A 12,582-nucleotide genomic window follows, 5' to 3' on the forward strand; every position below is an offset into this window, starting at 1 on the left:
ATAAAGATGCAAGAACAAGAAATGCCGCAAATACTTGATATTACTCAAATTCAAAAGATTATTCCGCATCGTTATCCGATGCTGTTAGTTGATCGGGTGCTGGATTATCAAGCTGGTAAGTATGCAATTGCGCGTAAAAATTTAACAATGAATGAACCCTTTTTCCAAGGACATTTTCCGGGTAATCCGGTAATGCCTGGGGTGTTGATTGTTGAAGCTTTGGCGCAAACTGGGGCGATTGCGTTATTAACGCTGCCGGAATTTAAGGGTAAGACGGCCTATTTTGGTGGGATTAAGAAAGTGCGTTTTCGCAAGATGGTTACTCCCGGTGATAGTCTGAGGCTAGAAGTAGAGCTGGACAAGTTGCGCGGCAGGGCCGGTATTGGTAAGGCAAAGGCGCTAGTTGATGGTGAAGTTGCCTGTACGTGTGAATTAACGTTTGCAATTCAATAAGGTGTGAAGAATGTTTAAAAAGGTATTGATTGCTAACCGTGGTGAAATCGCTATTCGTGTTATTCGTGCTTTGCGAGAAATGGGAATTAAGTCAGTTGCGGTTTATTCAACAGCTGATAAAAATGCCCAACATGTTAAGGAAGCCGATGAAGCGGTGTGTATTGGTGGCCCACAACCAGCAGATTCATATTTAAAGATGGAAAATATTGTTAGTGCTGCAATTTTAACTGGAGCAACGGCAATTCATCCGGGATATGGTTTTTTATCGGAAAGTCCAGAATTTGCACAATTATGTGAAAAGTGTCATTTAACCTTTATTGGTCCAAGGTCGGAGACAATTGCATTAATGGGCAATAAGGCGAATGCTCGTGAAGCTATGCGGCAAAATAATGTGCCGGTAATTCCTGGTAGTCAAGGCTTTGTTAAGGATAGTAAGGCGGCCTTGGAAGTAGCACGCTCGGTTGGCTTTCCTGTAATGCTCAAGGCAGTTGCTGGCGGTGGCGGCAAGGGAATTAGGCAAGTGGTCAAACCAGCAGATTTGCCTAATGCTTTCGCTGAAGCTCAAGAAGAGGCACGATTATCCTTTGGCGATGGTCGGATGTATGTGGAGAAAATTATTTCACCTGCTAAGCATATTGAAGTGCAAATTATCGGTGACAAGGATGGCAATGCAGTTGCTTTGCCAGAACGTGATTGCTCAATGCAGCGTAATCACCAAAAGGTAATTGAAGAAACGCCGTGCGCACAAATTACTGCTACTGAGCGTCGTTATTTACAACAAATTGCACTTAAAGCTGTTGAAGCAATTAAGTATGAAAATGTGGGTACGATTGAGTTTTTAATGGATCCTGACCATCATTTTTATTTTATGGAAATGAATACGCGGATTCAGGTAGAGCATTCGATTACTGAAGAAGTAGCACACATTGACTTGGTAAAAGCACAGATTAAAATTGCAGCAGGGCAGGACTTGCAGATTAAGCAAGAGCAAATTAAGGTTCATGGTGCGGCAATTGAAGCTCGCATTAATGCCGAAGACCCGGTGACGAATTTTCGTCCGCAAGCCGGAACAATTAAGCAGATGGCTTTACCAGGTGGACTAGGTATTCGGATTGAAAGCGGCGTTAATAGTGGCGACACAGTTTCGCCATTTTATGATTCGATGATTATTAAAATTATTGCTCACGCCGAAACGCGGTCATTAGCAATTCGGCGGTTAATTGATGCTTTAAATGAATTTCAGGTTACGGGTTTAACTACTAATCGGTCATTTTTGGTTAAATTATTAGAAGACCCCGTTTTTAATGATGGCAATTATTTGATTACTTATTTAGATCAGACGTTTTTGCCACAATATATTAAAGAAGCGCGTAAGGAGGACAAATAATGGTTAAGTTTGTACGCCATCCTAAAGAAGCGCTGAAAGATTATGAAGAAAAGATACCAAAAGGTATTTTTCGTTATTGTAAAAATTGCGGAGCGAAGTTTTATTTTGCTCGTGCCGGTAAGTATCGCGTTTGTCCTAATTGTGGCTATGGCTTTCGAGTAACGGCACGTCAGCGGTTAAAGATGCTGACTAAACAATTTACAGAATGGGATGCCGACCTAACTACTACTGATCCGCTGGCATTTCCTGGTTATCAAGAAAAATTGACTAAGGCACGTGAGCAGACCACGTTGCAGGATGCTGTCTTGACGGGGCAAGCAGAAATTAAAGGACATTCAGTTGCCTTAGGGATTATGGACCCTGCCTTTATCATGGGTAGTCTTGGGACAGCCAATGGTGAGCGAATAACACGGTTATTTGAAAAAGCAACGGAATTAAGTTTGCCCGTAATTATGTTTACGGCTTCAGGTGGTGCTCGAATGCAAGAGGGCATTCAGTCACTGATGCAGATGGCGAAGATTTCACAGGCAGTTAATGATCATCGGGCAGCGGGTTTGCTTTATATTGTTGTTGTTATGGACCCAACAACTGGCGGCGTAACAGCAAGTTTTGCTTCACAGGCGGATATTATTTTGGCAGAACCCAAGGCAATGTTAGCTTTTGCTGGGCGACGCGTCATTGAACAAACTATTCATAAGAAATTGCCGCAGGGTTTTCAGAGCGCTGAAAATGCTTATCGTAATGGCTTTATTGATGCCATTGTGCCACGTGAGCAACAGGTTGAAAAACTAGACCAATTATTGACGATTTTTGCTGGACGAAAGTGGGATGAAGCTTAATGGCAAGTGAAAAGATAGCGGCAATTATGTCTGGTGCACGTCAGGATAGCAAGACTGATATGCGAGTGTTAATTAAGCAGTTATTTCCTGACTTTTTTGAACTACATGGAGATCGTGCGGCGAGTGACGATGCCGCAATTGTCGGCGGTTTTGCGAGTCTTGATCACCGCAGCGTCTGTGTGATTGCTACTAATAAGGGTAAAGACATGACTGAGCGATTAGCAACTAACTTTGGTAGTCCGACACCACAAGGTTACCGCAAAGCTTTGCGAATTATGAAGACCGCTGAAAGTCTGCATTGCCCGATTATTACGCTGATTAATACGCCGGGAGCTTATCCTGGAGCAGATGCGGAAGCCAGTGGTCAAGGACAAATTTTAGCAAACAACATTAGTGAAATGTTGCAGCTGCAAGTACCGTTATTAGCAATTATTATTGGTGAGGCTGGATCAGGTGGTGCTTTGGCACTAGCCTGCAGCGATCAAGTGTGGATGCTTGAACATAGTATGTACACCGTGGTTTCACCAGAAGGTTTTGCCTCGATTATGTGGAAAGACGGTCAACGAGCACAAGACGCGGCTCAGTTAATGCATATTGAACCTGAGTGGCTTAAGGAAAAAGGCATCGTTGAACGTGTTTTACCAGAAAAAGTATTAGCTGATCATGCTGCTGCACTAAAACAATTAATTGTTGAACAATTGCTTGATTTTGATCAAATTAAATTATCGCAATTATTGACTCAGCGTCATGCACGTTTTCGTAAATTTTAAAAGAATAGAACGAACTTTATTCATTAATGAAGCTCGTTTTTTAATTTTCTTATTAGATTGATGGCAGATTAACATTCGATCTAATAAGTATGGTAAGATAAATAACAAAGTTATACATTTATTTTTGATTAAATATATAATTTAGTTTTAATTTTAGGAGCTGAGTTTATGCATAAAAGAATGCAAAAAAGCTTTTTTGGGATAATCATCCTAGGAATGATGTTGATGTGCTTTAGCATTTTTGCGACAAAAGCAGATGCTAAAACATACGAAATTGGGACGGATGTGACTTATCCGCCGTTTGAATTTGCCAATGATCATAACAAATATGTTGGTATTGATATTGATATTATTAATGCCGTGGCTAAAGAAGAGGGCTTCAAAGTTGAAACTAAACAAGTTGGTTTCAATGGGGCGGTACAATCTGTGCAGTCTGGTCAGCTAGACGGAATTATTGCCGGAATGACCATTACTAAGGAGCGCCAAGCCAAGTTTGACTTTGGGACGCCGTACTTTAAGACTGGTGTCGTCATGGCCGTTGGCAAAAATAGTAAGATCAAGAGTTTTACTGATTTGAAAGGGAAAAAAGTTGCCATTAAAACAGGAACGGCAGCTGCCCAATACGCAACTAGTTTGAAGAAAAAGTATGGTTTTAAGACAGTAACTTTTGATGATTCTGACAACATGTACCAAGATGTGCTGACTGGGAATTCGGTTGCTTGCTTTGAAGATCAGCCGGTAATGCAGTATGCCATTAATCAGGGAATGAAGCTAAAGATTGTAACTAAGGCTGCTAATACTGGTTGGTATGGTTTTGCTGTTAAAAAGGGTACCCACTCAGAGTTAATCAAGATGTTTAATGCTGGCTTTGCCAAGATTAAGGCTAATGGCACTTACAATAAGATTGTCGGTAAGTACCTTGGCAGCAAGTTGAATCCGGCTTTAAAGGGTAAGACCTTTACGATTGGGACGGATGTAACTTTCCCACCATTTGAGTTTGCCAATAGTAACAATCAGTACATCGGCATTGATATTGATATTTTGAAGAATATTGCTCAAGAGCAGGGCTTCAAGGTTAATATCAAGCCGATGGGCTTTAATGGTTCATTGCAAGCTTTGGAATCCGGACAGATTGACGGGATGATTGCGGGGATGTCCATTACTCCGGCACGTGAAAAGAAAATTGACTTCTCTGATCCGTACTTTATGTCGGGAGTTGTCATGGCAACCTCGACTAAGGGCAAGATTACTAAGTTATCGCAATTGCGTGGTAAAAAGGTTGCAATTAAGACGGGAACAGCTGGCGCGCAATACGCTAATAGTATTAAGAAAAAATACGGTTTTAAGACCACAACGTTTGATGATTCTAATAATATGTACCAAGATGTACTGACTGGTAACTCGGCCGCTTGTTTTGAGGACCAACCAGTAATGCAATATGCGATTAAAAAGGGTACAAAATTACAGATTGTGACTAAGCCGGCAGTTAGAGCACCGTATGCTTTTGCCGTTAAAAAGGGCCAAAATGCTGCTTTATTGGCAGCCTTTAATGCTGGATTGAAAGACTTGAAGGCCAGTGGTACTTACGACGATATTACTGCTAAGTACTTGGGTACTGAGAATAAAAAGGTTGCTGATAATGGTAAGGATACTGATGACCGTAGTTTCGTTGGTCTGCTCAAGCAGAATAAGGATGCATTAGTATCTGGCTTTGCGGAAACAATGTGGCTAACGGTTGTTGCTATCATCTTCGCAACAGTTTTTGGTGTTTTGGTTGGCCTGCTGGGTGCTGTGCCTAATAAGTTCTGCAACGGTCTTTCTAGTACTTTAATTTATATTTTCCGGGGAATGCCACTGCTGGTTTTGGCTTTGTTCATTTACACTGGGATTCCAAGCTTAACTGGACAAAAGATTCCTGCCTTTGTCGCTGGGGTCTTAACGTTGACCTTAAACGAAGGAGCTTATATTGCCGCCTTTGTTAAAGGTGGAATTAAGGCCGTTGATTCTGGCCAAATGGAAGCCGCGCGTTCATTAGGGTTACCGTTTGGCAAAGCAATGCGGAAAGTTATCTTGCCGCAAGGAATTAAGATAATGGTGCCGTCATTTATCAACCAATTTATTATTACCCTGAAGGATACGTCGATTTTATCCATTATTGGTATTTTGGAATTGACGCAAACAGGTAAAATTATTATCGCACGGAACTTAGAGGGCTTTAAGGTCTGGACAATTATTGCGGTGATCTACCTAATTGTTATTACATTGCTGACTTGGTTATCGAATTGGGTACAAAAGAGGACAAATGTATGAGTGCGAAAATAGAAGTAAAGAATTTAGTTAAAAACTTTGGCAGTAATAAGGTTTTAAAAAATATTGACTTAACTGTCGATGATAATGAGGTTGTTGTTATTATCGGGCCGTCTGGTTCAGGTAAGAGTACCCTGTTGCGGACGCTTAACAAGCTTGAGGAACCGACTTCGGGCACTGTCATTGTTGACGGGATTAATATTGCTGATCCTAAGACTGACATGAACAAAGTGCGCGAGAATATCGGCATGGTGTTCCAGCACTTTAACCTGTTTAATAATTTGTCGGTTGGCGCCAATATTATGCTAGCTCCTGTTGAATTAAAGAAGTTAGATAAGGATGCTGCTGATAAGCAAGCTAAAAAGTTGCTGGAAACCGTTGGTTTAGCAGATAAATTTGACGCCACAGTCCAATCGCTGTCTGGTGGTCAGCAGCAACGGGTGGCAATTGCGCGGGCACTAGCAATGAATCCTGATGTAATGCTCTTTGATGAGCCGACTTCGGCACTTGATCCAGAAATGGTTGGCGATGTTTTAGCTGTAATGAAGAAGCTAGCTAAACAGGGGATGACAATGGTCGTTGTTACTCACGAAATGGGCTTTGCTAAGGAAGTTGCGGATCGTGTCGTCTTTGTCGCCGATGGTAAGATTTTGGAGCAAGGTACGCCAGAAGCAATGTTTGATCATCCACAAAATCCGCGTTTGCAGGACTTCTTAGATAAGGTACTAAACGTTTAAATTAATTTAATAAATGTAAAAGGCAAATCTCACGTAGAGGTTTGCCTTTTTGCGTCTTATTTAATTAAATTAACCTTGACACTCACTACTATGTTTCATATAATACTAATTATTAAATATAAATGAATTTAAGGGAGGCATTTTTAATGGAAATCGAAAGCTTTATTAAGCAAAGCATTAAGAAAAATGTCGCTCAAAATTTGTTTGCCTTGTTGTTGTGCGGGAGGACTTAACTTAAGTAATTACTTTATCAGTAATTTTATAAGTTAAGCCCTAGTTTGCGTCTTAATGAATGGGGCTTAACTAATCAAGATAAACCTCACTCATTAAGTTGAATGAGGTTTTTTAGTTGGTAATTTTAGAAGAAGGAGCGAGAAAAATGAAACGAGTCACTAAACGAATAATGGGTGCCATATCGGCGGGTGCAATTGCCTTAATGATGGCTGGTTGTGGTGCTGCTAAGAATACGAGCAAGGGTACACACCAGGATAATAAAACTGTCAAGATCGGGGTTAACATGGAATTGTCCGGGACAGCAGCTGGTTATGGTAATGCCCAAAAGCAAGGGATTCAGCTAGCAGCCGAGCAGATTAATGATGCTGGCGGTATTAATGTTAATGGTCACAAGAAAAAGATTAAGTTGATTATTCGTGATAATAAGACAACAATCGCAACGTCGGCTTCGGTAGCGGCACAATTAACCACTAAAGATAAGGTGGCCGCAATTGTGGGGCCAGCTACAACTAATGCTGGGACAGCGGAAATTCCTAATTTAACTAAAGCAAGCGTACCAAGTGTTAGCCCGTCAGCAACCGATCCGGGTTATACGCTCCAAAAGAATGGCAAGGTACAACCGTTTGTGTTCCGGGCATGTTTTCAGAATAATTTCCAAGGACGCAGTGCCGCTCGCTTTGCGGAAAATAAGTTAAAGGCTCAACGTGTGGCAGTATATGCCGATAACTCAAGTGATTATGGTACAGGATTAGCTAAGGCATTCAAGCAAACTTTTAAAGGTAAGATTGTTGATAGTCAGACTTATTCCGAAGGTGACAAAGACTTTAATGCAGTGCTGACTTCCTTTAAGGGAAAGAAGATTGATGCAATTTATGTTCCCGGCTATTATACCGAAGTTGGTTTAATTATTAAGCAAGCACGGCAAATGGGCATTAAGGTGCCAATTATCGGTAGTGATGGTATGGCTGACCCGAAGCTCGCACAAATTGCCGGTGCCAAGAATGCAACTAACGTATACTACACCACGCCATTTTCAGTTCATGTTGCAGCTAAAAATCCAACGGCTGTTAAATTTATGAATGCTTACAAGGAACGCTATCACACAACAGCACCAACGTTTTCCGCTTTAGCTTATGATTCAGTTTATATGGTTAAGAAGGCAATTGAAGACGAAAAGTCCGATGATTCTGTCAAAATTGCAGCTGGTCTTGCTAAGATCAAAGACTTTGATGGGGTTACCGGTAAAATCACCGTTAACAAGACTCATGACCCAGAGATGCCAATTGCAATTGAGCAAATGACCGATGGTAAAGTAAGCAATTCATTTAGTATCGAATAATTTATTATCTTTAGAAAGGGCGATCCAATTTGCAAACAGTCTTACAGCAGATTATCAATGCCTTATCACTCGGGTCGATTTACGCTTTATTAGCACTCGGCTACAGTATGGTTTACGGTATTATCAAGTTAATCAATTTCGCTCACGGTGACATCTACATGCTTGGCGCTTTTGCGGCCTACTATGTAATCAGTCTTTGGCATTTTAATTTTATTACGGCGCTACTCACGGCAATGGTTGTTGGTGCTGTATCTGGTGTCGTAATTGAATACTTTGCTTATCGGCCATTACGCAAGTCGCCACGAATTGCGGTTTTAATTACGGCAATTGGAGTATCGTTTTTATTAGAAAACGGCATGTCTTATTTGGTGGGGTCAAATGCGCGTAGCTTTCCCCAAGTAATTGAGCAGGTCAACTACAATTTGGGCGGGGTATTAATTTCGAATATTCAAATATTGATTTTGGTAACAGCCCTGATTTTGATGGTTTTACTGCAATTAATTATTAAGAAAACCAAAATGGGTCGCGCCATGCGGGCAGTCTCAGTTGACCCAGAAGCAGCTGAATTAGTCGGTGTTAATGTTAATCATACGATTTCATTTACTTTTGCTTTGGGTTCGGCTCTAGCGGGAGCTGCTGGAATTTTAATTGGTATGTATTACAACCAGATTGACCCGTTAATGGGGATGACACCGGGCATTAAGGCCTTTGTTGCTGCTGTTTTAGGCGGTATTGGGTCGGTTCCAGGAGCAAGTTTAGGAGGCTTCTTGATTGGTATTTTAGAAACCTTCTTCCAGTCAATCGGCTTGTCAGCTTATAAAGATGCGGTTGTTTACCTTGTCCTGATTGTAATTTTACTCTTCTTACCAGCTGGTATTTTTGGTAAAAATACTGAAGAAAAGGTTTAGGTGGCAGTATGAAAGCTAATTTAAAATATATCTTATCGTGGCTGGCTGTAATGGTCTTGGGCTTTGCCCTAATTGATGTCCTGATTTTAGGCGGTGTAATTGATACCTTTATTGAAAATATGTTGGTTACAATCGGCATTAACATTATTTTGGCAACAGGATTAAATCTAATTATTGGCTTTAGTGGGCAATTTTCATTAGGGCATGCCGGCTTTATGGCAATTGGCGCGTACGCCACCGCAATTATCACGCAATATTGGAGTACAGAACTGGGCTTCATTATTTCCCTATTTGTTGGGATGGCTTTAGCTGCAATTATTGCCGCAATTATTGGGACAGCAACGTTTATCAGGTTAAAGGGTGACTACTTGGCGATTGCAACTTTAGGTGCTGCCGAGATTATTCGCAATGTTATTAATAATTTGAAAATCACGGGTGGCTCTAGTGGGATGTTTAATATTCCCCAGTTGTGTTCATGGCCAACAGTATACGTGTTGGTTTGCATCACGACCGTTGTTTTACTGAACTTTATTCGCTCACGTGATGGTCGGGCCATTAAAGCAGTGCGCGAGGATGAAATTGCGGCCTCCGCAATGGGAATTAATACAACTAAGTGGAAGCTGGCTGCTTTCGTCTTAGGTGGTGTGACCGCCGCAATTGCCGGCAGCTTGCACGCTTCCTATTTACAAACTATTGCGCCAAGCGACTTTGGCATTATGGAATCAATCTCGATTTTAGTAATTGTTGTTTTGGGTGGTGTTGGCAGTATGACAGGCACCTTTTTGGCGGCGACTGTTCTGGGCGTTTTAGACACAGTCTTACAGAATTTCGGTTCGCTAAGAATGGTTATTTATGCGATTGCTCTGATTTTAATTATGATTTTTAAACCATCAGGGTTGCTGGGCAACTGGGAATTTTCCTTTAAAAACTTGTTTGCTCGGTTTACGAAAAAGAAAGAGGCAAGATCATGATGCACTTATTACAAGTAGACCATGTTGTCCGCAAATTTGGCGGCTTGACGGCGGTTAACGATGTTTCGCTGCATCTTGATGACCAAGAACTGGTGGCCTTGATTGGACCAAATGGCGCTGGTAAAACGACTTTGTTTAATCTTTTAACGGGGATGATTCCTGTAACTAGTGGAAAAATTGTACTGAATAAAAATTCACAGAGCTATGACTTAACCAAGGAAAGTGCCACGAAGATTGCGGACTTGGGTTTGTCGCGAACTTTTCAAAATATTCGCCTGTTTAAAGATTTAACAGTAATGGATAACGTCTTAACGGCGATGACCAACAAGTATCATGAAGGCTTCATGACAGCTATTTTGCGACTGCCTAATTTTTATCAAACAGAGTGTGAAATGCGAGTAGCAGCAGAGAAGCTGCTGGCAATCTTTAACTTAACAGCAAATGCTAATACGCTGGCTAAAAATTTGCCATACGGAACCCAAAGACGGCTGGAAATTGTGCGGGCATTAGCTACGAGACCACAAATTTTGTTTTTGGATGAGCCGGCTGCGGGGATGAACCCGGAAGAAACCGCGGATTTAACCCAATTAATCAAGTATATTCAAACAGAATTTAAAATTACGGTTTTGCTAATTGAACATGATATGTCGTTAGTAATGAATTTGGCGCAGCGAATTTATGTTTTGGACCAAGGGCAGATTTTGGCAACTGGGACACCAGAGGAAATTAAGGTTAATCCAAAAGTAATCGAGGCCTACTTGGGAGAGGGTGACGAGTAATGGCAATGCTAGAAGTGAAAAATTTAGTGGTTAATTACGGCGTCATTCAGGCGGTCAAAGGCGTCAGCTTTAAAATTGAGAAGGGCGAAATTGTAACTTTAATTGGTGCTAATGGTGCTGGTAAATCAACTATTGTTAAAACAATTTCTGGTCTGTTAAGGCCCAAGGATGGTGAAATTATTTACCAGGGTGTGGCAATTGAACACCAGAAGGCGCCACAGATTGTAGCTGCTGGAATTTCGCAAGTCGCTGAAGGGCGGCATATTTTTGCGGGAATGACAGTCATGGAAAACTTGCAAATGGGTGCTTTTTTAGCTCGTGATAGGTCACAGACTAAGCAAAGTTACGATGAGGTGTTTGCGCGTTTTCCTATTTTAAAGAAGCGAAAAAATCAAGATGCGGCTACCCTTTCCGGTGGTGAGCAGCAAATGCTGGCAATGGGGCGAGCACTGATGGCAAGACCAAAGTTGCTCTTATTAGATGAGCCGTCAATGGGATTATCACCGCTGTTTATCCAAGAGATTTTTACAATTATTAAGGAATTAAACCAAAGAGGAACGACAATTTTATTAATTGAACAAAATGCCAAGCAGGCCTTGGCAATTGCCAATCGCGGGTATGTGTTGGCAACTGGAAATGTCCAATTATTTGGTACAGGTGCAGAATTATTAGCAAATCCTGATGTTCAACGAGTTTACTTTGGCGGTTAAGTTAGCAGATGAAAATAGGCATTCAATCTTAATGATGAATGCCTATTTATATGTAATATAACACTATATTTTAATATATTTGTTAATTTGAAGCGGGATTATGGTAAAATTATCAAGCCGAATAAACTTGAATTTATTAACTACAATGATAACAAATATAATAATGGAGAATTATATGGCTGATAAATATAATAAAAAGAAACTGGCACAGAGTGCGGCCATTGCCAGACTTTATTATGAAGAAGATTTAGACCAATCCGAGATCGCACACCAGGTTGGGCTTTCAAGACCGACAGTTTCACGACTATTGAAATTAGCCCGTGAAACAGGAATTGTCGAGATTAAAATTTCTAATCCATTAATTAATAGTAACAGTTTAAGTGAACAATTATCGAAAAAATTTAATTGTAAAATTTCAGTTGTTCCTAGTAATTTTGATGGAGAATTAACAGCACTCAAGGGTGTTGGTGTATATACTGCGCAATATTTACAACAGCTAATTAAACCACATGATATTGTTTGCTTGGACTGGGGAAAGACAATTCATATGGTAACAAGTAGCTTGGAACAGCAAGCTGTTTCTGACGTGCAGGTTGTCCAACTCCAAGGCGGCATAAATATCAATAACGAGGAGACATACGCAGATGAGAGTGTGTCTGAGTTTGCAACTGCTCTTGGTGCAACTGCTCACTTCTTACCACTGCCGCCGTTTTTTGATAATAAAACTACTAAGGAAATCGTGGAAAAAGATCGCTTTATTAATCAGGCACTGCAGCTAGGCCGCGCTGCTAATATCGCCGTTTATAGTGTTGGCACGGTGCGTAAGGACTTATTGTTGTTTCAATTAGGGTATTTTAATAAATCACAGAAAGAGAAGTTGCAAGAAAAGGCAGTGGGCGAAGTTATCTCGCACTTTATTGATTCTAATGGCGCTATAGTTAGTCGCGAGCTTGATGAACGGACTGTCGGCATAGAATTAAATGACTTAAAATCTAAGGATCACTCGATTTTAGTTGCTAGTGGAATTTTAAAAACGCCAGTTGTTTATGCCGCAATTAAGGCAGGCTATCCTAACGAGCTCATTTTAGACCAGGCAATTGGTCAGGACTTACTTACCTATCAATGATGACAGGTGTTAAATAGCTAAA

The 12,582-nt window shown here is 40.9% G+C and carries 11 protein-coding genes and 2 pseudogenes; all 13 read left to right on the forward strand.

Features of this window, described 5'->3' with window-relative positions:
* Positions 1 to 6 precede the first annotated feature (6 nt).
* Complete coding sequence (gene fabZ, locus PT287_RS05085) at positions 7 to 453, forward strand: 3-hydroxyacyl-ACP dehydratase FabZ (RefSeq protein WP_277133156.1); 447 nt, start codon at positions 7 to 9, stop codon at positions 451 to 453.
* A gap of 10 nt (positions 454 to 463) precedes the next feature.
* Positions 464 to 1,840 carry an acetyl-CoA carboxylase biotin carboxylase subunit gene (locus PT287_RS05090; RefSeq protein ID WP_277133158.1) on the forward strand — a complete coding sequence of 459 codons (1,377 nt, stop codon included), beginning with the start codon at positions 464 to 466 and terminating at the stop codon, positions 1,838 to 1,840.
* The gene (locus tag PT287_RS05095) at positions 1,840 to 2,679 is read left to right on the forward strand and encodes an acetyl-CoA carboxylase carboxyltransferase subunit beta (protein WP_277133160.1); all 840 of its coding nucleotides are present in this window, start codon (positions 1,840 to 1,842) and stop codon (positions 2,677 to 2,679) included. The genes PT287_RS05090 and PT287_RS05095 overlap by 1 nt, the downstream gene beginning before the upstream one ends.
* Complete coding sequence (gene accA / locus PT287_RS05100) at positions 2,679 to 3,449, forward strand: carboxyltransferase subunit alpha (RefSeq protein ID WP_277133161.1); 771 nt, start codon at positions 2,679 to 2,681, stop codon at positions 3,447 to 3,449. The genes PT287_RS05095 and accA overlap by 1 nt, the downstream gene beginning before the upstream one ends.
* 225 nt (positions 3,450 to 3,674) lie before the next feature.
* Positions 3,675 to 4,313: pseudogene (locus PT287_RS10090) on the forward strand (transporter substrate-binding domain-containing protein); the annotation flags it as partial.
* Positions 4,309 to 5,759, forward strand: a pseudogene (locus PT287_RS05105) (ABC transporter substrate-binding protein/permease). The pseudogenes PT287_RS10090 and PT287_RS05105, both read left to right, overlap by 5 nt.
* The gene (locus tag PT287_RS05110) at positions 5,756 to 6,493 is read left to right on the forward strand and encodes an amino acid ABC transporter ATP-binding protein (protein ID WP_277133165.1); all 738 of its coding nucleotides are present in this window, start codon (positions 5,756 to 5,758) and stop codon (positions 6,491 to 6,493) included. The pseudogene PT287_RS05105 and the gene PT287_RS05110 overlap by 4 nt, the downstream one beginning before the upstream one ends.
* Positions 6,494 to 6,932: 439 nt before the next feature.
* Positions 6,933 to 8,066 (forward strand): ABC transporter substrate-binding protein, encoded by a 1,134-nt coding sequence (locus PT287_RS05115; RefSeq protein WP_277133379.1) that lies wholly within the window; start codon positions 6,933 to 6,935, stop codon positions 8,064 to 8,066.
* A gap of 29 nt (positions 8,067 to 8,095) precedes the next feature.
* On the forward strand, positions 8,096 to 8,974 hold the full coding sequence (locus tag PT287_RS05120) for a branched-chain amino acid ABC transporter permease (protein ID WP_277133166.1): 879 nt from the start codon (positions 8,096 to 8,098) through the stop codon (positions 8,972 to 8,974).
* A gap of 8 nt (positions 8,975 to 8,982) precedes the next feature.
* Entirely contained in the window at positions 8,983 to 9,945 is a 963-nt protein-coding gene (locus PT287_RS05125) for a branched-chain amino acid ABC transporter permease (RefSeq protein ID WP_277133168.1), read from the forward strand.
* Complete coding sequence (locus PT287_RS05130) at positions 9,945 to 10,724, forward strand: ABC transporter ATP-binding protein (RefSeq protein WP_277133380.1); 780 nt, start codon at positions 9,945 to 9,947, stop codon at positions 10,722 to 10,724. The genes PT287_RS05125 and PT287_RS05130 overlap by 1 nt, the downstream gene beginning before the upstream one ends.
* 5 nt (positions 10,725 to 10,729) lie before the next feature.
* Positions 10,730 to 11,434, forward strand: a complete 705-nt coding sequence (locus PT287_RS05135; RefSeq protein ID WP_277133381.1) for an ABC transporter ATP-binding protein — start codon at positions 10,730 to 10,732, stop codon at positions 11,432 to 11,434.
* 175 nt (positions 11,435 to 11,609) lie between these two features.
* The gene (locus tag PT287_RS05140; RefSeq protein WP_277133170.1) at positions 11,610 to 12,560 is read left to right on the forward strand and encodes a sugar-binding transcriptional regulator; all 951 of its coding nucleotides are present in this window, start codon (positions 11,610 to 11,612) and stop codon (positions 12,558 to 12,560) included.
* The last annotated feature ends 22 nt before the right edge of the window (positions 12,561 to 12,582 follow it).

Origin of the sequence: Lactobacillus sp. ESL0679 (assembly GCF_029433515.1) — a bacterium.
In the GTDB taxonomy this organism is placed as follows: Bacteria; Bacillota; Bacilli; order Lactobacillales; family Lactobacillaceae; genus Lactobacillus.

What these genes read in the sequence shown, in the direction of transcription:
- fabZ (WP_277133156.1), top strand. Translation starts at nt 7, where the DNA reads ATGCAAGAACAAGAAATGCCGCAAATACTTGATATTACTCAAATTCAA.
- PT287_RS05090 (WP_277133158.1), top strand. Translation starts at nt 464, where the DNA reads ATGTTTAAAAAGGTATTGATTGCTAACCGTGGTGAAATCGCTATTCGT.
- PT287_RS05095 (WP_277133160.1), top strand. Translation starts at nt 1,840, where the DNA reads ATGGTTAAGTTTGTACGCCATCCTAAAGAAGCGCTGAAAGATTATGAA.
- accA (WP_277133161.1), top strand. Translation starts at nt 2,679, where the DNA reads ATGGCAAGTGAAAAGATAGCGGCAATTATGTCTGGTGCACGTCAGGAT.
- PT287_RS05110 (WP_277133165.1), top strand. Translation starts at nt 5,756, where the DNA reads ATGAGTGCGAAAATAGAAGTAAAGAATTTAGTTAAAAACTTTGGCAGT.
- PT287_RS05115 (WP_277133379.1), top strand. Translation starts at nt 6,933, where the DNA reads ATGGCTGGTTGTGGTGCTGCTAAGAATACGAGCAAGGGTACACACCAG.
- PT287_RS05125 (WP_277133168.1), top strand. Translation starts at nt 8,983, where the DNA reads ATGAAAGCTAATTTAAAATATATCTTATCGTGGCTGGCTGTAATGGTC.
- PT287_RS05130 (WP_277133380.1), top strand. Translation starts at nt 9,945, where the DNA reads ATGCACTTATTACAAGTAGACCATGTTGTCCGCAAATTTGGCGGCTTG.
- PT287_RS05135 (WP_277133381.1), top strand. Translation starts at nt 10,730, where the DNA reads ATGCTAGAAGTGAAAAATTTAGTGGTTAATTACGGCGTCATTCAGGCG.
- PT287_RS05140 (WP_277133170.1), top strand. Translation starts at nt 11,610, where the DNA reads ATGGCTGATAAATATAATAAAAAGAAACTGGCACAGAGTGCGGCCATT.